Here is a 20,320-nt window from a genome sequence, read left to right on the forward strand (position 1 = left end):
TATATTTTATCTGCATGGAAAACAATTTTGATCTAAGAACTGTCAATGTTACGCGTTACATCACGCCTTTGCGCGAAGGAGGTTCTTTGCCTGCTTTGGCAGAAGCCGATGACGATTTTAAATATGTCCTGAAATTTAAAGGTGCCGGTCATGGCGTAAAAGCTTTGATAGCCGAATTGGTAGGTGGACAAATTGCAAAATCCTTAAAACTACAGCTTCCGGAGCTGGTTTTCGCGAATCTTGATGAGGCTTTTGGAAGAACGGAAGCCGATGAAGAGATTCAGGATTTGCTGCAGGGAAGTCAGGGATTGAATCTGGCACTTCATTTTTTGTCAGGTGCCATTACGTTTGATCCGGTGGTAACGACAGTGGACGCTAAATTAGCTTCGCAGATTGTGTGGCTGGACGCTTATATTACCAATGTCGACCGAACTTTTAAAAACACCAATATGCTGATTTGGCATAAAGAATTATGGCTGATCGATCATGGAGCATGTTTATACTTTCATCATTCCTGGAACAATTGGGAGCAGCATGCGAAAAGTCCGTTTGCGTTGATTAAAGACCATGTATTGCTGCCTCAGGCTTCACTTTTAAAAGAAGTTGATGCCGAATTCAGAGCACTCTTGACTCCTGAAATATTAGAAGAAATTGTCAATACGATTCCGCTGGAATGGCTGCAATGGGAAGATACCGATGAAACGCCCGAAGCCTTGCGAAATGTCTATTTACAGTTTTTGCAGACCCGATTAAATCATTCCGAAATCTTTGTAAACCAGGCTCAAAATGCAAGATAGTCACTTATATGAGTATGCCGTAATTCGTGTGGTACCAAGGGTAGAGCGCGAGGAATTCCTGAATATTGGAATCATTTTGTTTTGCAAAAAAGCCAAGTTTATAAAGGTTCTTTTTCACTTAAATAAAGAAAAAATACAAGCCCTTTCTAATGATTTCGACATTGAACAATTAGAATGTAATCTAACGTCATTAGTAAAAATTACCAACGGAGCCAAAGACGGCGGTCCAATTGCAGAGTTTGATATTCCGGAACGTTTCCGATGGTTAACGGCTATTCGCAGTTCTGCTATTCAAACGTCAAGACCGCATCCCGGAATGTGTGAGAATTTGGAGAAAACGATTCAGCGATTATTTGAAGAGTTGGTTCTTTAAAAATGTTCAAAGCTACAGAGTAACAAAGGTTCAAAGGTTTTATTTAGGAGCTGTTTCCTGCTGTACACTATATCTTTTGTGCCGAACCCCGCCACAAAAGGATGCCGCTGCCATCAGGGCTAGGGCATTCGTTTTCATAAGAGATTTTTTTCTCATTTTTTTCATTCCGAGGAGCGAGACCTGAGCTATAGCGAACAGGCAAAGCAAATCAGACTAGAAACTGCGCAATCAGAATCGCCAATCTTTATCGAATTACGAGTGTGATTTCTCCTCCGTCGAAATAACAAACTATGCGGTTGCTTTGTGTTGAATAGTGAAAACTTTGCGCCTTCGCGACTTTGCGAGATTTAAAAAAAGAAAAACTTAGAAAACCTATGCGCACCCCTTTGCGAATTTTCGCAGTAAAACTAAAGTTTTCATTAATTTATTTATTGGGTTAATACTTATTTTATTGAGTCAATATTTGTTATTAAAATAATATACCTTGTCAAAATAAATTCAAGTTTACAGAATGCACTCAAAATACCTATTCATTTTTATCACTTTATTTTCAATCCAAGTAAATTCCCAAATTTTAGAAACTGTTTTAGAGACTAAAAAAGATTTTCGGGCAGCAGATTCGCTGTTGAAAGAACCTAGTTTTTCTGTTCACAAAGACAATTATTTTTTGACAGGAGTGCCAATCAATACCGATATCACCCGTAATAATGCAGACGTTAAATATCAGGTAAGCTTTAAGCTTAGACTGAAATCAAAGCCTTTATGGGGTGGCTTTTTTCCCTATTTGATGTACACCCAAAAATCTTTTTGGGATATTTATGCCAGTTCAAAACCATTTTCAGAAATTAACTTTAATCCGGGTGTAGCCATTGTGCGTCCGTTTTATTTAAAAGGCGGAAGACTGACGTATGGAACAATCTCTTTAGAACACGAATCAAACGGCAGGGATTCTATCTATTCCAGAACCTGGAATATGCTTGCTTTTTCCTTAAAAACACAGGTTTCACCACGTTGGATAGTCGGACTGAGAGGTTGGTTTCCTCTCGTTGATAAGGAAGATAATCCTGGACTCACGAAATATGTGGGTTACGGCGAAGCGAGCGCAACTTATCAGATTCAGCCTGGACGATGGAGTGCCGACATTCTTTTTAGAAAAGGAAGTGGTCTTATCAATTACGGATCTTTGCAGACACAAGTAAACTGGAGACCTTACAAAAATGAAAATTATTATCTCACCCTTCAATGGTTTGTAGGCTATACAGAAAGTTTAATCGATTATCAGGAACATAAAAGCATGTTACGTTTAGGATTTACGATAAAACCTGAGAATATGGGAATTTTTTAAATCGTAAAGTGTGATTTTTTAATTACAGATTCTATAATATGAACTTTGCGACTTTGCGTCTTTGCGCGATAAAAAAAATCCTTTGTGCAACTTTGCGTAAACCCTTAGCGAATCTCTGCGTTACAATTTTAAAGTCTCTTCTCCAAAAACACAAACTCCAATGGTTCATCAGAAATGGCAATATGAATTTCGTTTTCAGGAAAAGCTTCTCTTTCGCCTGTAGCCACATAACCATGACGTTTGTACCATGCAATCAATTCTTCACGAACCGAGATTACCGTCATAATAATACTAGATAATCCCAAAGCTTTGGCATGATTTTCAGCCTCTGCCAGCATCTTTTTACCGATTCCGCTGTTTTGAAGTTCCGGTGAAACGGTTAACATTCCTAAATACAATTGCTGTTCTTTCTTGACCAGTAAAACTGAACCAATAATCTGATTGTTCTCCGTATATTTCAGGATTGTATTTTTTGGTTCCTGAATAGTTTGGGTCAATTCCTCTTCCGTAGTTCTTTTTCCTTCTAAAATGTTAGCTTCGGTAGTCCAGCCTTTTTTGGAAGTTTCGCCTCTGTATGCTGAGTTGATTAATGTTGTTAATGCCGGAATGTCTTGTAAGATTGCTTGTGTAATCATTTTGGTATGCTCTATTATTTAATCTTTTTCAGCTTTAGCTAAAAATAATTGATTCACCGCCAGCTTTAGCCGGAAGGACAAAATTAGGATATTAAGGAATGGCTTTACTCTAATTTCAACAGTTTTTTAGCTAAAGCCGAATAGAAATTAAACAGAAACGTTTGAGACCATGCAAGAAATCACAAATTTTTAAATTAAGAATTTGAATATAAAAATTAAAAGTAATATTTGAATTATGCGGATATGGTTTGCTTGTAGAAAATCAGCTTTCTCTTTATAATTTAATATAGATAAGTATTGAAAGTTACAGGTATTGCAATAAGTATAAAAATATAGAGCCAAAAAAGTATGTCACCTTTGAAAGGGAAAATTTTATAAAAACAATAAGTTAAAGAGCAATAAGCAAATTCTAAAATAATAATATTAGAAAAGCTTTTTGATTTTGTTTATATTTTATCTAATTTATTCATAAAAATCTTTGCTAGCGCGAGCGTCACGCTCGTGCCCGTTACAATTGGTTTTGAATTTCTTTGTGTTCACGAGCGAGACGCTCGCGCTAGCAGGGGATCAAGTTCTGAAATAATAGAGTTAGAACTGCCAGTAAAAGTTGCCCAAAATGAATTAGTGTCTGGTAAAAATTCAGCTTCGTTGTCTTCAAAAATATTATAATTCTTGTCAATTGAATTTTCAGGAACAACGATTAAAAGATATTGCCAGATTGCCATTGTATTTTTTATTTTATGGAGCTTATTTTTATATGTTCAAATAATCTTCCAGTGTTTGGTAAAAAATAAAATCCGTTTTTATTGAGTTTATAAAATGCATCTTCAGACTGAATCGCAGAAACTTGTTTAAGACTGTTATTTTCAAAAAAATAAATGCCTTCAGATTTTGGAAGTGATCTAAGATTTAAATTTTGTGGTAATGAATCGACGCTAAATTTTGCACCAGAATCACTTATTTCATAAATAGAATTGCCTTTCTTATTTTCTTCGGTATAAAATTCTGTATACAGCCAAATACCATTTTTTTGAAAACTCCCATTATCTAAATCTGATTGGAAAGGTGGTGCATAAGCAATTATTGTAGAGTCATTTTCTAAATAACAATCTGTATCAAAAATAAAATATGAGTTACTCTTTTTAATAAGTATTTTAGAAATTATAGGATATTTAGAATCTTGCACTTTTGTTATCAATACATTTTCTTTTTGTAATAATGTGTCTAAAGGAATATACTTTGAGTAAGTCTCTAAATTTATTTTTTGATAGGGATTATATTTATTATCGCAAGAATATAAAGCAATTAAAGAAAATAATAGAATTGATTTTTTCATGTTTTTATCCTAATTTTACAATATTATTTAACAAATAATTATAAAATATAAAAGTCTGTGTATTCATGTGTATGACGCTCTTGCGAGCGTAGGAAATATTTTCAAATGCCAACGTAAGATCTATGTTAGATTAAGTTTTTCAAATAAAACTCTATTTCTTTCACTCGAATCTTTTAAAATTTTATCAAAACTTAATATTTCAACATACATGTTATAGTTGTCATTAAAGAAGAAATATCCATTACCACTAGGAAGAAGTTTATATCCGCCGTCTTTTGCATATGCTTTAAGTTTTTTAGTTAAATCGCAAATTATATAAGTATAAATTGGAGTATTTTGTCTAAAATCAAATTCTCTTTCATTTTTATCTTTAGCATCACCGTCAATTATTTCCCTTGCATAACGTGTAACTTGTTGAATTGGATTTTCTTCATCAGAATAATCATCACGCATTGGTCTTTTAAATTCAATTATAACAATGGATTCATATGGTTTATTATCATTTGAAAAAGCAAATGGTTTATTAAATACTATTAGGTCAGGTCTCTCGTTTGATTCAGAATTTAATGGTTTAATTTTTTTAAATTTTTTATCTGAAGCTAAATACTTATGATATGATAATTTTTCATCTATCATCCAAAGATTATGATCTTCAAAACCAATTTCATCAGACAAAGTTTGAAGAGGGAATATTAAACTATGGACAGCTTTTTCTGGAGCTTTTGTTTTTAAAAATTTTTCAAAAAGCTCTAAAACTAATTTTCTGTGGATAACATATTCCGATAGTTTTGAATTTCCAACTTCAATAATTTTGGCATAGATTTCTTTATGTTTTTCTGTAAAAGCTTCCTTGTCGTCTTCATTTTCAATAAATTTCAAAATGGTCTTAGCTTCTTTTTTTACATCAAGTTCTAAACTTTGTTGAATTTTAAATAATTCAATTTCCATTTTTTCTTCTGAAAGTGTGGAAGGTATCTTTTTTAATTCGTTTGGCTTATATTTTAAAAGTTGTTTATATCTGGGATGTTGCGATACAAATTCTTGAACTTTAATATATCTTGTTTGTGAAAGTTTCTCAATTTGGTCTTTGAACTCAGAATAAATTAATTCAGTGATTTTTTGTCTTAATTCTTCTTGGGTTGTATCATCAGGAAATGAGATTTCTCCTTTTGTAAATGCGATAGTAGTTCTTTCATCATTGACATTATTATTTAAAAAATCTCCTTCTACATAAACAGCTATTGAAAATGGGATTCCTTCTTTATCATAAAGAAAGTTATCCATTTCTGGGATATCAATTGATATTTTATCAAAAATTACTTCTCTTGTATTAGCACAATAATGAATTTTACTATAAAGTTTTACAAGACTTAAATTAAATTCATTTTTTCTAATCTTAATTTTTTTAGATTTTACTTGTCCTCTTGTAAATAATTTAAAAAGATCATTAATAACTATTTGATTTCCCTGATCATTTAGTAAAATTCTAGGACAATTTTCGTTTAGAAAATAAACAAAACCGTGTTCAATTATTTTTAAAGCAATATCTTCAGCTTTATTATTGCACCACTTTCTATATTCCTCTTTTAAGCCATTTAGTTTAACAATAGTATATCTTTCTTGTGTTGTATTAACTTTTTCCAGACTATGTTTTTCAATTCCTCCTTTTGTAGGTTCGAAATTAAATTTTCTTAAATTCCATTGATCATTTTCTCTAAATCTGCTTTCAATTTCTGCTTTTTTGAATGCTCTTAACCAAGTAAATCTTCCGATTCCTTTTCCTCCTTTTGCAAATTTATATGTTGAATGTGCATAATTAAAAGAATCAAAATTTTCTGAATTAAAACCATTACCATTATCTCGTATTTCAAAATTTACAATTTCTGGTAAACTTTCGCTATCCGTTTCATTAAATTCGATTTCTTTTTGGGTAGAACGAATAATATTTACTTCTATGATACCTGTTGATGTGGCGCTATCTTCTTCAATTGCTTGTATTGAATTTACAATTGCTTCATAAAGAGGAAGTAATGTGTTGCTAAATGCAAGTTTTTTTTCGTTTATTTTTCCTTTTATGTCTATTTGCATATTGTGTCAATTTCTTATTGAATTTGAAGAAAGAATTTTAGAGATATAACATGTTATTTTTGTTCTATTTTGCTTAATAAAATGTAGATTTTATTTTTTATCAAACATATTAAATTTACTTACAAAAAACTAATAAAAAGAGCCACAATCAAACATGAGTTAATCTGTTTAATTCGTGGCTTAAATAATTTATTAAAGGAGAATTATTACCCCAAGAAACTCTTCAACTCCTCATAAGTCCCAATCTTCACACTAACTTTTTCCTCATTAATAACACTCTCAATCTGAGTTGGAATTGGAAGCGTAATTTCCAAAGCAGGTTCAACTACATCCAAGAATTTAATTGGGTGAGCCGTTTCTAAGAAAACACCAATGGCATTATCGTTTTTCTGCAATTCTTTTTTCAAACCTAAATACCCTACAGCACCGTGAGGTTCTGCAATATAACCATCTTTGTTATAAATATTTTTCATAGCTTCAAGCGTTTGCTCATCGGTATAGCTATAAGAAGAGAAGTCTTTTTCGAAAGCTTTCAGGTCATTATTGTACAATTCCTGAATCCTGATAAAATTGCTTGGGTTTCCAACATCCATAGCGTTTGAGATGGTCGCTTTAGAAGGTTTTGGGTCGTATTTTCCATTTGTTAAGAATCTTGGTACGGTATCGTTTACGTTTGTAGAGGCTACAAAATGTTCAATTGGCAAACCTAATTTCTTTGCCATAATTCCGGCACAGATATTCCCGAAGTTTCCGCTTGGGCAAGAGAAAATTAACGGTTTGTTTTGGCTTTTCAACGCTTTATAAGCAAAGAAAAAATAGAACATTTGCGGCAACCAGCGCGCAATATTAATAGAATTCGCCGAAGTCAGGTTTTTATGCAATAAAGTTTCATCTAAAAACGCTTTTTTCACCATATCCTGGCAATCATCAAAAACGCCATCAACTTCCAACGCTTTAATATTTTGTCCTAAAGTGGTCAATTGTTTTTCCTGAATGTCGCTCACTTTTCCTGACGGATATAAAATCACGACATCAACACCATCAACGCCTAAAAATCCGCTGGCAACAGCACCGCCGGTATCTCCGGAAGTGGCTACTAAAACAGTGTTTTTAGCATCTTTTTTGTCTTTATTGAAATACCCGAGGCAGCGTGACATAAAACGTGCTCCAACGTCTTTGAAAGCCATGGTAGGACCGTGAAATAATTCCAATGAATAGATGCCGTTTTCTATTTCCACAACAGGAAAATCAAAAGACAAAGTATCTTTAATAATTTCTCTTAAATTCTCCTCTGGAATTTCATCGCCCACAAATTGATGAATCACATCAAAAGCGATATCATTGTGGCTCAGATTTTCGATTACATTAAAAAAGGCAGGATTTAAAGGCGTGATGGTTTGCGGAAAATACAATCCTTTGTCACTCGCTAATCCTTGTATCACTGCTTCTTTAAAAGAAACTTCCGGGGCATTATGGTTTAAACTGTAGTATTTCATTTTTATTTTAGATTTTTAGACTTTAGAATTTTAGAATTTTAGAAAGTAAATTCCAATACTAAAATTCTAAATTCCAATAAATTATGGTTTACTATTTTAAGCGCATTTTTTGTCATTTCGACGGAGGAGAAATCTTCGCAAGTAACTCCGCAACGAAAGTCCAATCTTTGTAGAGCTTCTCGTGGAGATTTCTCCTCCGTCGAAATGACAAACTGCACGGTTATATATTGTGTCTTTACTTTGCGTGGACTTCGACTTCGCTCAGTCTGACAAACTTTGTCTTAATACTTAATTCTTTTTACTTGATACATTTCAAATTTTACAAAACGCGTACACCATCCGGATTAATTTTCGAAACATGAATTTCATACGGTAAATTCATTTTTTCATAAACCTCACTCATAGCTTTGGCGATTTGGTCTGCGGTGTTTTTTCCTCTGCTTAAAGCAAATATCGAAGGACCTGAACCTGAAATTCCAGAGCCTAAAGCACCGTTTTCATAAGCCGTTTGTTTGATCAGGTCAAAACCTGGAATCAAAACGCTTCGTAAAGGTTCTACGATTTCGTCATGAAGTGATCTTCCAATCAAATCGTAATCTTTAGTGTATAATCCGGCGATTAATCCGCCTACATTTCCCCATTGCATAATCGCGCTTTTTAGGGAAACCGTTTGTTTCAATACCGAACGGGCATCCGATGTTTTTAATTCAATCTGAGGATGAACCACGGTTGCGAACAATTCTTCCGGACTGTCAATTCGGATAATATCAAGCGGAGCATAGCTTCTTACCAAAGTAAATCCGCCTAAAAGGGCAGGGGCAACGTTGTCTGCATGGGCATTTCCGCTGGCTAATTTCTCGCCCTGCATAGCAAACTGTACTAAGTCTTTTCTTGAATATGGTCTTCCTAATAATTCATTAATTCCGAAAACCGCTCCCGCAGAACTGGCAGCGCTGCTTCCGATTCCGCTTCCCGCTTTGATGTTTTTATAAATTTCGATTTCAAAACCAAAATCCAATTCATCCAAAGTTTCCAGCATCGCCAAAGCTGCCACACCCGAAACATTTTTTTCGGTTTCCAAAGGCAGATTAGCACCTACGATTTTAGTAATATGAACGCCTTTTTCAGCTGTCTTTCGAATAATCATTTCATCGCCCGCATTGTCTAAGCAAAGTCCAAGAACGTCAAATCCGCACGAAAGATTCGCAATAGTTGCCGGGCAAAATAGTTTAATCTCAGTCATAAATTTTGTTGTTGGTCGTTGGTTTTCGGTTGATGGCTTGACTATCAATCATCAACTAATAACTATCAACTAAATTATATATTTCCTATACGAATTACATCTGCAAAAATCCCTGAAGCGGTAACGGCTGCACCGGCACCGGCTCCTTTGATCAATAAAGGCTGGTCTATGTAACGATCGGTGTAGAACAACACGATATTGTCTTTTCCTTCCAGATTGTAAAAAGGATGGTCTTTTGGAATGAATTGCAAACCTACGCTTGCTTTTCCGTTTTCGAATTGTGCTACGTATTTCAAACGGGAATCTTTGGCTAAAGCTTCTTCGTAAATTCCGTTAAAATGTCCTGCATGTTTGATTAACGAAGCAAAAAAGTCTTCGTTGGTTATTGTTGCTAAACATTCAGCGGGTAGGAACGATTCGTTGGCGATGGCATCAATATCCATTTCGTAACCGCTTTCGCGGATTAAGATTAAGATTTTACGGGCAACGTCAATTCCGCTTAAGTCGATTTTTGGATCCGGTTCCGTGAAACCCTGAACTCCGGCTTCTTTTACCACATCGTGAAAAGAATTATTCTTGTCAAAATTGTTGAAAATAAAGTTCAGACTTCCTGATAAAACCGCTTGTATTTTATGCACTTTATCACCTGAAGCGATTAAGTTTTTTACCGTATCAATAATAGGTAATCCCGCACCAACGTTCGTTTCGAATAAAAATGGAGCGTTATATTGGCGTGACAGGCTTTTTAGTTTTTTATAATTGTCGTAAGCAGAGGAACACGCGATTTTATTACAAGTTACAACGGCAATACTTTGTTTTAAAAATTGCTCGTAAGTCTCAGAAACACTTGCGTTTGCTGTAATATCAACAAAAATACTGTTACGTAAATTCATTTCTTTTGCACGTTCAATAAAGACTTCCTTATTTGCAGGTTCTCCTTTATTTAAATCAGCTTGCCAGTCTTTTAAAGAAATTCCGTCTTCGTCAAAAAGCATTTTTCTGGAGTTTGACAAAGCAATTACACGAACGTTGATCTTTAAATTTTCTTTTAGGAATTTCTTTTGGTTGTGAATCTGCTCGATGAATTTTTCACCTACATTTCCAACACCCATTACAAATAAATTCAGCTGTTTGGTGTTTTCTTCAAAGAAATTTTCGTGTAACGTGTTCAGTGCTTTCTTAACATCTCTTTCGTTGATTACCGCAGAGATATTTCTTTCAGAAGCACCCTGAGCAATCGCACGGATATTCACGTTGTTTTTTCCTAAAGTACTAAACATCCTTCCGCTCAGACCCTGGTGACTTTTCATATTTTCACCCACCAAGGCAATAATGCAAAGGTCTTTTTCAACAATACAAGGATCAATTTTGTTTTGTAAAATCTCAATTTCAAAAGCTTTGTTAATGGCTTCTTCCGCATTATCAGCATCTGAATTTAAAATTCCGATACAAATTGAATGTTCAGAAGATGCCTGAGTGATAAAAATAACATTGATTTTTTCGTGCGACAGTACTTCAAACAAACGTTTTGATGAACCTGAAACTCCGATCATTCCCGGACCTTCAAGGGTTAATAGCGAAATATTGTCAATATGGCTGATTCCTCTTACCGCTGCTCCATTTGCAGGAGCCTGATTGGTAATCAAAGTACCTTCTGCTTCTGTATCAAAAGTATTTTTGATCAGAATTGGAATGTTTTTTCTTAAAACCGGCTGAATTGTTGGCGGATATAACACTTTTGCACCAAAATGCGATAATTCCATTGCTTCCTGATAGGATATATTAGCAATTGGCTGTGCCTGTTTTACGATTTTCGGGTTTGCTGTAAACATTCCGTTTACATCAGTCCAGATTTCTAATTGTTGGGCATCAAGCGCTCCGGCAATAATGGCGGCAGTATAATCAGAACCTCCACGTCCTAAAGTAGATGTGATTCCGTCAAGTGTCTGAGCAATGAAGCCTGGTAAAATAGTAATTTGAGATTCATTATCTGTAAAATATTCCTGAATCAGTTGGTTTGAAATATCAAAATTAACAGCAGCTTTTCCAAAATCAGCATTGGTTTTGATTAATTCGCGACTGTCTTTATAAACCGCATTTTTACCAATTTGCTGATACGCCTGCTCAATAATATAAGAAGAAAGCAATTCACCAAAACTCATAATGGTATCGGCAGTTCTTGGAGATAGCTCTCCCAATAAGAAACAGCCATCCAATAAGGTTTCTAAATGGTTGATAATTCTTTTTACGTGGCTCAATAAGCTGCTTTGCTCGCTAACCGGAATAAGTTCTTTTAAGGTATCAAGATGGTTTTTCTCAATTTCAGCAACAATTTCTCTGAAATTTTCGTCATTTTCTGCTGCTTTTGCAGCGGCCAATTGCAACATGTCTGTTACTTTGCTGAATGCGGAAACAACAACAACCAATTTGTTTGCTTTAGAATTCTGGCTTATAATTTCGAGAACAAGTTTTATATTTTGTGCATTGGCAACCGAAGTTCCGCCAAATTTTAATACTTTCATTTTTGATTTTTTTTTCTTTTAAGCAAATATTTTTATGTATCCAAAGCCTTTCTTCTTTCATGAAAAAAGTATAGATAACCAGGATTATATGTAAAAATGTATACCCCTAAGGGGTAGTAGTTGTTGTAGTAGAAATGGTAGTAGCAGCAGTTGCAACTCTTGTTTGAGCTGTCATTGCAGATTGATATTTATTGCTGTTACGTTTCATTTTTGATTTTCCAAAAGTACAGTTTTTTATAAAAGTTAAAAAGACAATTTTTCTTTTTGCGAATATTTTAATAATTCAAATGATAAAAATTCAATATTGAGTATTTGTTAAAATTAAATCTGTAATGCTGACTTATTCGTATCTTTAATCCCCTTTTTGTGGCAGGTTGTAATTATTACTTCTTCGGTTTTATTGGATATAGAATTCAAAAATGAAAATTAGACAGCACTATTGCGAGAAAAACCATATCATATAATAAAAACAGAACAATCATTGTTATTGTGAAATATATAAGATGTCAAGGTTAGAGATTAAATATTTTAATATTGTTATAAATTGTTGTTTTTTAATGTTGATTTGTTGATTTTTGCGGTCTTAAATTATAATAAAATGAGTCATATCCATTATATAAGTACTGAAATCCTGACATTGGAATCTCTAAAGGAGATAATTGTCAATCAGAAAAAAATTGAATTATCTGATGAAGCAAAAGTAAATGTTCAGAAATGCCGTGATTATCTTGATAAAAAAATGGCTTCACATTCAGAACCTATTTATGGAATCAATACAGGATTTGGGTCACTTTGTAATGTAAAGATTTCAAATGAAAATTTATCAAAGCTTCAGGAAAACTTAGTAAAATCACATGCTTGCGGAACAGGTGAAGAAGTTCCTGCTGAAATTGTAAAATTGATGTTGTTGCTTAAAATCCAGTCTTTAAGCTACGGACATTCCGGAATTCAGCTGCAGACAGTAAACCGTCTGGTTGATTTTTATAATAATGACATCCTTCCTATTATATATACACAGGGCTCACTTGGTGCTTCAGGAGATTTAGCACCTTTGGCACATTTATCTTTGCCCTTATTAGGAAAAGGAGAAGTGCTTTTTGAAGGCAGAAAAATGGCCTCATCCGAAGTTTTAAAACACTTTAACTGGGAACCAATTATTTTACAGTCAAAAGAAGGACTGGCCTTATTAAACGGAACCCAGTTTATGGCAGCTTATGGAGCTCATATTTTGATTAAAGCCTACAAATATTCGTATCTGGCAGATTTAATCGGAACCATTTCATTGGAAGCTTTTGACGGAAGAATCGAACCTTTTAACGAATTGATTCATTTTATACGTCCTCACAAAGGACAAATTGTAACTGCTCAGCGTATCAATGAATTTTTGGAAGGAAGCGAGATTATTGCCCAGGAGAAAAAACACGTTCAGGATCCGTATTCTTTCCGTTGTATGCCTCAGGTTCACGGCGCTTCAAAAGATGCAATTGATTATGTTCGAAAAGTATTCAAAACCGAAATCAATTCCGTTACTGATAATCCAAATATATTTATTGAAGCCGATCAGATTATTTCAGGTGGAAATTTTCACGGGCAGCCTTTAGCCCTGGCATTGGATTTTATGGCAATTGCTTTGGCCGAATTAGGGAGTATTTCAGAGAGAAGAACGTATCAGTTAATTTCAGGATTACGCAATTTACCAGCATTTTTAGTTGATAATCCAGGATTGAATTCGGGATTGATGATTCCGCAATATACCGCTGCCAGTATTGCCAGTCAGAATAAACAATTGGCAACACCTTCAAGTGTAGATAGTATTGTTTCGAGCAACGGACAGGAAGATCACGTAAGTATGGGAGCAAACGGAGCAACAAAAGCCCTAAGAATATTGGATAACTTAGAGCGAATTCTGGCCATTGAGTTATTAAATGCATCTCAGGCCATTGCTTACAGAGAACCTTTAAAATCAAGTGATTTCATCGAAATGTTTTTGAACAGTTACAGAGAACTTGTGCCTTTAGTTAAGGAAGACAGAATCCTGCATTATGATATTGAGAATACTATAGCATTTTTAGGTAGTTTCCAAATTGAAAATGATTTGTTAACAATGGCTTAACATTGCAAAATAATATTGAAGTAATTTTGCACTATCAAAAATATAAAAATGTCTATAAACAGTATTTTCCAATTTTTAGTGCCGAAAGACAAAAAATTCTTTCCACTTTTTGAAGAAGCTTCAAGCAATTTAATTGAATTAGCTTCTAACTTACACGAAGCTGTAAACCTTCCATTGAAAGAAAGAGAAGTTCTTTTTCAGAAAATTGATGAATTAGAGCAAAGAGGAGAAGACATTACACGTCAAACCAACCTTGAGTTGAGTAGAAACTTTATTACTCCGTTTGACAGAGAGGATATCCACACCTTAATTACCTCTATTGATAACGTGGCTGATTACCTTCATGGAGCAGCAAGCAGAATGCGATTGTATCAGGTAGATAAGATTACAAAATCAATCAGAAAGATGACTGAAATCAACCTTGAAGCTTGTCAAAATATTGACAGTGCGGTAAAAGAGTTGAGAAATTTAAAGAATTTCAAAGTAATTAAAGACGCTTGTGCCAGAATCAATAAACTGGAAAACAAGTCGGATAACGTATATAACAAAGCAGTTTTTGAAATTTTTGAAAACGAAACAGACGCCAAAAATATTATTAAATATAAAGAAGTGTTATCTGTTTTAGAATCAGCAACAGACAAATGTAAGAGTGTTGCCAACATACTGGAATCTATTTCTGTAAAACATTCTTAATTCAATTTATTTCATTCTGAAGTTATAATTTTATGACGCTACTTATAATTATTATAGTATTAGCTTTAATTTTTGATTACATCAATGGTTTTCATGATGCGGCAAATGCTATAGCTACCGTTGTTGCTACAAAGGTTCTAACGCCTTTTCAGGCCGTTCTTTGGGCAGCATTTTTTAACTTTCTGGCTTATTGGGTTTTTGGATTTGGTGTTGCAGATACTGTTGCAAAAACAGCACACACTATGGAGATTAACCTCGTTGTAATCCTTGCCGGTGTTATTGCAGCTATTTGTTGGAATTTATTGACCTGGTGGTTAGGGATTCCTTCAAGTTCTTCACACACTTTAATTGGAGGTTTTGCAGGTGCAGCAGTTGCTCATGCGATTGCCGTACATGGTTTTTCAGGTTATATTGGTGAAGATGGAACTACGCATTATTGGTATGAAATAGTAAGCTGGTATAAATCAGGCAAAGATGGAGGAATGCCTTCCGGGGTAATTATCATTATTGCTTTTATTGTTTTAGCGCCTTTAGTGGGAATGATTGCTTCTTATTTAATTTCAATTTGGTTATTAAATGCTTCACGTAAAAGTATTGGTCCCAAAATATTTACAATCGCTTTAATGATTTTGACTGTTTGGTTCGTTTACAGTCAAATGGTTCCTTATGATAAAATTGGCAAGCCTCGTTTTGATTCACATTTTTGGAGCGTAGCTTTTGATCCGCATAATATTAAATGGTTTTTGGTAGCTTTTATAGTATTGACTGTAAGTGCATTTTGTTTAATATTTAGCAGTTTAAGTCTTCATCAGGCTGATGGAGCCTTAAAAAAGATGCAATTATTATCTTCTGCAGCTTTTAGTTTAGGTCATGGAGGAAATGATTCACAAAAAGTTATGGGTATCATTGCTGCAGCTGTAGCCGTTTATATCAATACTAATCCAGGTGTTCATATGAATTCATGGCTGGACGTTGTTTTGCCTAATGAAGATATGGGAGTAAAAGGTGTGATGCCAGGCTGGATTCCGTTAGCTTGTTATTCTGCTATTGCTGCAGGAACGTTGAGCGGGGGATGGAAAATTGTAAAAACAATGGGTTCTAAAATTACAAAAGTGACTTCTTTTGAAGGTGTAGCTGCTGAAACTGCAGGTGCTTTAACACTTTATTTTACTGAACATTTAAAAATTCCGGTAAGTACAACACATACCATCACAGGTTCTATCATCGGGGTTGGATTAACAAAACGTGTGTCTGCTGTAAGGTGGGGTGTTACTGTAAGCTTGATCTGGGCATGGGTATTAACGATTCCTATTTCGGCTCTTTTAGCGGGAGTGGTTTATTTTATATTGAGTGTGTTTATTTAATCGTAAAATGATTTTTGTAATATGTGAGATGTAAATATCGCATTTAAACATATAAAAAAAGCTGGTTTCTTAGTTTGAAACCAGCTTTTTGCTTTAATATATTTTATGATTCTCTGCTCATTTATTTCCAGTTCAACTGTAATGCAAAACATGTTTTTTCGCCTTTTGTAATACTAAATGTGGCGGTAGTGTGGTCCTCATTTTCACTTTCGTGAATTATGACTGTATCTTTTAAGGAAAGCTCTTTCATGAAATTCATTTCGAAGCTTTTTACTTGCTGTTTTAAAATTCGTTTATAATCAACGTGATCAAGACACCACTCCAGGTATTTAACGTTATTTACGTGATTGACAATATCAAGATCTGATAAATAAACTGTTTTTTCAAATACGGCTTCTTTATCATGGTTGATGTTTATTTTAGAAAAACCTTCTTCTGTTGCTCTGTTTTCAGGAAATAATTCGAAATGGTCATAAGCCAATGCCAAAGCTTCCGGACGGCGTAATTGGGTATTAAAAACAGCCCAATACGTTTCGCAGCCTACTATCTTTTTTCCGTTGACGTACATTTCTAAAGCACGGACAGAGCGTGAATTTTCCAGACTATTAATCCATGTTTTTACGGTTACCATATCTCCTGATTTTGGTAAAGTGTTAATTTCTACCCGCATTCGGCTTAAAACCCAGGCTTGATGAAACTCCTGCATATCATAAAAACTGATGCCGCCAATTTCTGAATGTGCTGCTGCAGTCAATTGCAAGATATTACAGAGATCTGTATATTTTAGATAACCGTTTGGAGTGCACTGCGTAAAATTGATTTCCCAGTCTTTGCTTAAAACGGAAGTGAAATTTGGTGATATTGGCATTTGTTTAGACTTCTTAGATTATTATAATTTTAGGATTTAGAGATAGCATATAGAGTATAGAAAAAGAGACTTTAATTTAACTTTAAAAGATTTTCTATGTACGTTATTATTTCTTTTCTATCTGTGGCATAATCGAACCATTTGGTATTATCGTTTCTTTTGAACCAGGTGAGTTGGCGTTTAGCAAATCTTCTTGTGTTTTTTTTGATTTCTTCGATTGCAAATGGCAATGAAAATTCTCCGTCAAAATAACTAAATAATTCTCTATAACCCACGGTTTGGAGCGCATTTAATGCTTTGTTAGGATATAATGCTTTCGCTTCTTCTAACAAACCTTCGCTCATCATCTTATCAACACGCAGGTTGATACGATCGTACATGATTTGTCTGTTGGCTTCTAAACCAATGAGAACAGAAGTGAAGTTTCGGTTGTTTTTCTTCTGATTTAGAAAAGAAGAGTACGGTTTTTGAGTTCCGATGCAAACTTCTACAAAACGCATCATTCGTTGCGGATTTTTAAGTGTCTGCGGATTTTCCAATGTTATTTTTTGAAAGTAATCAGGATCTAAAAGCCGTAATTGCTGCTGAAGATATTCAATTCCGAGTTTTTCATAATTGGAATTTACTTCGGAACGCACTTCGGAATCAATTTCAGGAAAGGCATCGAAACCTTTTAAAACGGCATCAACATATAAGCCTGAGCCGCCAATTAGAATTGCAAAATCATTCTTTTCGAATAATTCTTCTAATTTTAAAAGCGCTTCTTTTTCGTAATCGCCCACCGTATAGTTCTCAAAAATGGATTTATTTTGAATAAAATGATGTGTTGCGGATTGTAATTCTTCACGATTAGGAACAGCGGTGCCAATAGTCATTTCTTTGAAAAACTGACGGCTGTCACAAGAAATGATTTCGCATTTAAAATGTTCAGCCAAAGCAATACTTAGGGCTGTTTTGCCTATGGCTGTTGGTCCGACAATTGTAATTAAGTGTTTCATATTTTTTAGCCCGGATGGAAATAGAAACCCCGGACTTATGTTTGTTCGTTTTTTGTGGGATAAAAGAGCGACTTTAGAAGCTCCTTTTTACGCCTTAAAAAACAACAAAGATAAGGAGGAGTTGCAATGTACAGCCGGAATAGCTTCATAAATTAATGTTGTAATTCTGCTCCGCATTCATGACAGTATTTTGCATTATCAAAATGAAGTTGTGAACCGCATATCTGACAGGAGTTCTTTGTAGTGACGGTATTATTCTGAAGATTTTTTTTGGCAAATTCAGCGGTTACGATTCCGGTTGGTACGGCTATGATTCCGTAACCTAAAATCATGACCAGAGAAGCAACGAATTGACCTAAAGGTGTGATAGGTGAAATGTCACCGTAACCAACAGTTGTTAAGGTCACAATTGTCCAGTAAATACTTGCCGGAATGCTGGTAAAACCGCTTTCTTTGCCTTCGATCATGTACATTACTGAGCCTATAATTACTGTGCTGATGAGTACGAAATAAATAAAAACCAGAATCTTTTCTTTGCTGGCTTCAATGGCTTCCTTGAGCTGAATGGATTGATGTGAAATTTGCGGAATGTGTAATATTTTGAATAACCGAAAAAAACGTAATGCCCTGATGATTGATAAGATGCTTGCGCCCGGGAAAAATATCGACAAATACATGGGTAGGACTGCCAGTAAATCGATTATACCATAAAAACTGAAAATGTATTTAACGGGTTTTTGAATCGATAGGATGCGTAAAATATATTCAATTGTAAAAAATACAGTAATAACCCATTCACAAATTAGGAGTTCTGTATGATATTTTTGATTGATTCCCTGAACGGTTTCCATCATGACCAGAAGAACACTCAGTAAAATTAATCCCAGTAAAACCAAATCAAAAAGTCTTCCTAAAAATGTATTGGTGCCATAAAGGATTATTTTTACTTTTTCTCTAAAGGTTTCGTATTTCGATTTCATTTTTGTCATATGGACTAAGATAATGAAAATTGCGGGATTTTAAAAATGATGAATTTTAAGAGATTTGCTTTTTCGAATGTATTGTTGGATTATGTTTTTTACGTCACGATTATGCTGCATCGGAATTAAGATGTTTTTCAGTATTTCGATATTTGTAACTTGATAATTGAGATCATAATAGGCATATCCCTTATAAACTCCCTTTTCTATTAATATGGCGCTTCTTTCGTTGATATTTCTTCCTCTGTCGAGCAAAATCATGCTTTTGTTTTCGAAACTGTTTTCAGAGATAAACTGCTGTACTCTTAAATTATAGGTTTCTGGGGAAATTTCACCAATGCATGCGCCATCACATTCCTTGATTTTGTATTGAAAACATTCCTTTTTGGTTTGATATAAACCGGTTAATTTTTGACACAAATGATATTTTGTCGTGAATTTGAAAAGGGCATTTTTTCCTTCCTGTAAAGAAACAAAAGAGGTAATTTCTTTTTTACGTCCGTCTGCTTTTCCGAGTTTTAAATTCAAATAGCCGTTTGAATCTTTTTCTACATAAATGGCAAATGGAAAGACTGTTTTTTTCTGCGAGCGATTGTGTATAGGGCGGTTTATTTTTACTTCTTCACTTTCTTTCAAAAGAGCAATTAATTCACTGCCGGTTTCCTCATATGTTATGGTAAAAACCTCGGCCTGTATTTTTTTACTTTTGGTTGTAATTCCGGTAAAATGCTGATTGACTCTTTTTCGAATATTCATGCTTTTGCCAATGTAAATTAAATTTCCACTTTCGTTATGAATATAATAAACACCTGTTTTAGATGGCATTTGTCCAACGAGGTCTAATAATTTTAGAGAAATACCTTTTTCGATTTCGAATTTTACAAAATCTTGTACGATCGTTTTTTCCTGATCTTTTTCCAGAAGCATTTTGAAAAGCTTAGTCGTTGCAATGGCATCTCCGCTGGCGCGATGTCTGTCTGCCATTGGGATTCCGAGTGCACGGACTAATTTTCCTAAGCTGTAAGAAGGCTGTTCCGGAATTAATTTCTTTGCAAGTTCAACCGTACAAAGTGTTTTTGCTTCAAATTCATAACCTAAACGTCTAAATTCTGTGCGTAGAATCCGGTAGTCAAAAGAAGCGTTATGCGCCACAAGAATACAATCAGAGGTGATTTCGATGATTCGTTTGGCAACTTCAAAAAACTTAGGTGCTGAACTCAGCATAGCATTGTTGATTCCGGTTAGTTTCGCCACAAAAGGCTGAATCGGAATTTCGGGATTGACGAGGCTAATGAACTGGTCGACTACTTCATGACCATCAAATTTATAAATGGCAATTTCGGTAATTCCTTCTTCGTTAAACTGTCCTCCGGTGGTTTCTATGTCTAGTATTGCGTACATTTTCAATGTCAATATCAATAACAAAAGTCAATTGCAATGTCAAAAATCAATATTTTAAAATTGAATTT

Annotated in this window: 17 protein-coding genes; 6 read left to right on the forward strand and 11 right to left on the reverse strand. The window is 34.4% G+C overall.

Annotated elements, in window-relative coordinates; all coding sequences use genetic code 11:
* Positions 1–14 precede the first annotated feature (14 nt).
* The 3 genes from ACEN2I_RS15595 (at position 15) to ACEN2I_RS15605 (ending at position 2,515) form a co-directional block, all read left to right on the forward strand.
* Positions 15–797, forward strand: a complete 783-nt coding sequence (locus tag ACEN2I_RS15595; RefSeq protein ID WP_441767028.1) for a HipA family kinase — start codon at positions 15–17, stop codon at positions 795–797.
* On the forward strand, positions 787–1,170 hold the full coding sequence (locus ACEN2I_RS15600; protein ID WP_441767029.1) for a DUF3037 domain-containing protein: 384 nt from the start codon (positions 787–789) through the stop codon (positions 1,168–1,170). The genes ACEN2I_RS15595 and ACEN2I_RS15600 overlap by 11 nt, the downstream gene beginning before the upstream one ends.
* A 511-nt stretch (positions 1,171–1,681) precedes the next feature.
* A complete protein-coding gene (locus ACEN2I_RS15605) occupies positions 1,682–2,515 on the forward strand; it encodes a phospholipase A (protein WP_441767030.1) in 834 nt (277 codons plus the stop codon).
* A gap of 128 nt (positions 2,516–2,643) precedes the next feature.
* Here ACEN2I_RS15605 and ACEN2I_RS15610 read toward each other — a convergent pair whose 3' ends face one another.
* The 7 genes from ACEN2I_RS15610 to thrA all read right to left on the reverse strand — a co-directional run bounded on the left by ACEN2I_RS15610 (position 2,644) and on the right by thrA (position 11,835).
* A complete protein-coding gene (locus tag ACEN2I_RS15610) occupies positions 2,644–3,150 on the reverse strand; it encodes a GNAT family N-acetyltransferase (protein ID WP_441767031.1) in 507 nt (168 codons plus the stop codon).
* A 536-nt stretch (positions 3,151–3,686) separates the two neighbouring features.
* A complete protein-coding gene (locus tag ACEN2I_RS15615) occupies positions 3,687–3,875 on the reverse strand; it encodes a hypothetical protein (protein WP_441767032.1) in 189 nt (62 codons plus the stop codon).
* An 8-nt stretch (positions 3,876–3,883) separates the two neighbouring features.
* On the reverse strand, positions 3,884–4,486 hold the full coding sequence (locus ACEN2I_RS15620) for a hypothetical protein (RefSeq protein WP_441767033.1): 603 nt from the start codon (positions 4,484–4,486) through the stop codon (positions 3,884–3,886).
* A 120-nt stretch (positions 4,487–4,606) separates the two neighbouring features.
* Positions 4,607–6,574, reverse strand: a complete 1,968-nt coding sequence (locus tag ACEN2I_RS15625; protein ID WP_441767034.1) for a hypothetical protein — start codon at positions 6,572–6,574, stop codon at positions 4,607–4,609.
* A gap of 206 nt (positions 6,575–6,780) precedes the next feature.
* Complete coding sequence (thrC, locus tag ACEN2I_RS15630) at positions 6,781–8,070, reverse strand: threonine synthase (RefSeq protein WP_441767035.1); 1,290 nt, start codon at positions 8,068–8,070, stop codon at positions 6,781–6,783.
* Positions 8,071–8,389: 319 nt separating this feature from the next.
* Complete coding sequence (locus ACEN2I_RS15635; RefSeq protein ID WP_441767036.1) at positions 8,390–9,313, reverse strand: homoserine kinase; 924 nt, start codon at positions 9,311–9,313, stop codon at positions 8,390–8,392.
* A 74-nt stretch (positions 9,314–9,387) separates the two neighbouring features.
* A complete protein-coding gene (gene thrA, locus ACEN2I_RS15640) occupies positions 9,388–11,835 on the reverse strand; it encodes a bifunctional aspartate kinase/homoserine dehydrogenase I (RefSeq protein WP_441767037.1) in 2,448 nt (815 codons plus the stop codon).
* Positions 11,836–12,433: 598 nt separating this feature from the next.
* On the opposite strand from thrA, the gene hutH reads away from it, so the two are divergent.
* The 3 genes from hutH to ACEN2I_RS15655 are packed head-to-tail and all read left to right on the forward strand — an operon-like array spanning position 12,434 to position 16,005.
* On the forward strand, positions 12,434–13,948 hold the full coding sequence (hutH, locus tag ACEN2I_RS15645; RefSeq protein ID WP_441767038.1) for a histidine ammonia-lyase: 1,515 nt from the start codon (positions 12,434–12,436) through the stop codon (positions 13,946–13,948).
* A 48-nt stretch (positions 13,949–13,996) separates the two neighbouring features.
* The gene (locus tag ACEN2I_RS15650) at positions 13,997–14,641 is read left to right on the forward strand and encodes a DUF47 domain-containing protein (RefSeq protein ID WP_056250900.1); all 645 of its coding nucleotides are present in this window, start codon (positions 13,997–13,999) and stop codon (positions 14,639–14,641) included.
* A 32-nt stretch (positions 14,642–14,673) separates the two neighbouring features.
* A complete protein-coding gene (locus ACEN2I_RS15655) occupies positions 14,674–16,005 on the forward strand; it encodes an anion permease (protein ID WP_441767039.1) in 1,332 nt (443 codons plus the stop codon).
* 121 nt (positions 16,006–16,126) lie between these two features.
* On the opposite strand, the gene ACEN2I_RS15660 is transcribed toward ACEN2I_RS15655, so the two are convergent.
* From ACEN2I_RS15660 to ACEN2I_RS15675, 4 genes are all read right to left on the reverse strand, one after another.
* On the reverse strand, positions 16,127–16,873 hold the full coding sequence (locus ACEN2I_RS15660; RefSeq protein ID WP_441767040.1) for an acyl-[acyl-carrier-protein] thioesterase: 747 nt from the start codon (positions 16,871–16,873) through the stop codon (positions 16,127–16,129).
* Between the two features lie 71 nt (positions 16,874–16,944).
* Positions 16,945–17,871: a tRNA (adenosine(37)-N6)-dimethylallyltransferase MiaA gene (gene miaA, locus ACEN2I_RS15665; RefSeq protein ID WP_441767041.1), complete on the reverse strand. Its 927-nt coding sequence runs from the start codon at positions 17,869–17,871 to the stop codon at positions 16,945–16,947.
* 152 nt (positions 17,872–18,023) lie between these two features.
* Positions 18,024–18,860, reverse strand: a complete 837-nt coding sequence (locus tag ACEN2I_RS15670; RefSeq protein ID WP_441767042.1) for an ion transporter — start codon at positions 18,858–18,860, stop codon at positions 18,024–18,026.
* Positions 18,861–18,890: 30 nt separating this feature from the next.
* A complete protein-coding gene (locus ACEN2I_RS15675) occupies positions 18,891–20,252 on the reverse strand; it encodes an exonuclease domain-containing protein (protein ID WP_441767043.1) in 1,362 nt (453 codons plus the stop codon).
* Positions 20,253–20,320 lie beyond the last annotated feature (68 nt).

The organism is Flavobacterium sp. W22_SRS_FK3 (assembly GCF_052113665.1).
GTDB lineage: Bacteria > Bacteroidota > Bacteroidia > Flavobacteriales > Flavobacteriaceae > Flavobacterium.

Excerpts from the sequence above, each read along its gene's own strand:
- ACEN2I_RS15595 (WP_441767028.1), top strand. The coding sequence starts at position 15 with ATGGAAAACAATTTTGATCTAAGAACTGTCAATGTTACGCGTTACATC.
- ACEN2I_RS15600 (WP_441767029.1), top strand. The coding sequence starts at position 787 with ATGCAAGATAGTCACTTATATGAGTATGCCGTAATTCGTGTGGTACCA.
- ACEN2I_RS15605 (WP_441767030.1), top strand. The coding sequence starts at position 1,682 with ATGCACTCAAAATACCTATTCATTTTTATCACTTTATTTTCAATCCAA.
- ACEN2I_RS15610 (WP_441767031.1), bottom strand. The coding sequence starts at position 3,150 with ATGATTACACAAGCAATCTTACAAGACATTCCGGCATTAACAACATTA.
- ACEN2I_RS15615 (WP_441767032.1), bottom strand. The coding sequence starts at position 3,875 with ATGGCAATCTGGCAATATCTTTTAATCGTTGTTCCTGAAAATTCAATT.
- ACEN2I_RS15620 (WP_441767033.1), bottom strand. The coding sequence starts at position 4,486 with ATGAAAAAATCAATTCTATTATTTTCTTTAATTGCTTTATATTCTTGC.
- ACEN2I_RS15625 (WP_441767034.1), bottom strand. The coding sequence starts at position 6,574 with ATGCAAATAGACATAAAAGGAAAAATAAACGAAAAAAAACTTGCATTT.
- thrC (WP_441767035.1), bottom strand. The coding sequence starts at position 8,070 with ATGAAATACTACAGTTTAAACCATAATGCCCCGGAAGTTTCTTTTAAA.
- ACEN2I_RS15635 (WP_441767036.1), bottom strand. The coding sequence starts at position 9,313 with ATGACTGAGATTAAACTATTTTGCCCGGCAACTATTGCGAATCTTTCG.
- thrA (WP_441767037.1), bottom strand. The coding sequence starts at position 11,835 with ATGAAAGTATTAAAATTTGGCGGAACTTCGGTTGCCAATGCACAAAAT.
- hutH (WP_441767038.1), top strand. The coding sequence starts at position 12,434 with ATGAGTCATATCCATTATATAAGTACTGAAATCCTGACATTGGAATCT.
- ACEN2I_RS15650 (WP_056250900.1), top strand. The coding sequence starts at position 13,997 with ATGTCTATAAACAGTATTTTCCAATTTTTAGTGCCGAAAGACAAAAAA.
- ACEN2I_RS15655 (WP_441767039.1), top strand. The coding sequence starts at position 14,674 with ATGACGCTACTTATAATTATTATAGTATTAGCTTTAATTTTTGATTAC.
- ACEN2I_RS15660 (WP_441767040.1), bottom strand. The coding sequence starts at position 16,873 with ATGCCAATATCACCAAATTTCACTTCCGTTTTAAGCAAAGACTGGGAA.
- miaA (WP_441767041.1), bottom strand. The coding sequence starts at position 17,871 with ATGAAACACTTAATTACAATTGTCGGACCAACAGCCATAGGCAAAACA.
- ACEN2I_RS15670 (WP_441767042.1), bottom strand. The coding sequence starts at position 18,860 with ATGACAAAAATGAAATCGAAATACGAAACCTTTAGAGAAAAAGTAAAA.
- ACEN2I_RS15675 (WP_441767043.1), bottom strand. The coding sequence starts at position 20,252 with ATGTACGCAATACTAGACATAGAAACCACCGGAGGACAGTTTAACGAA.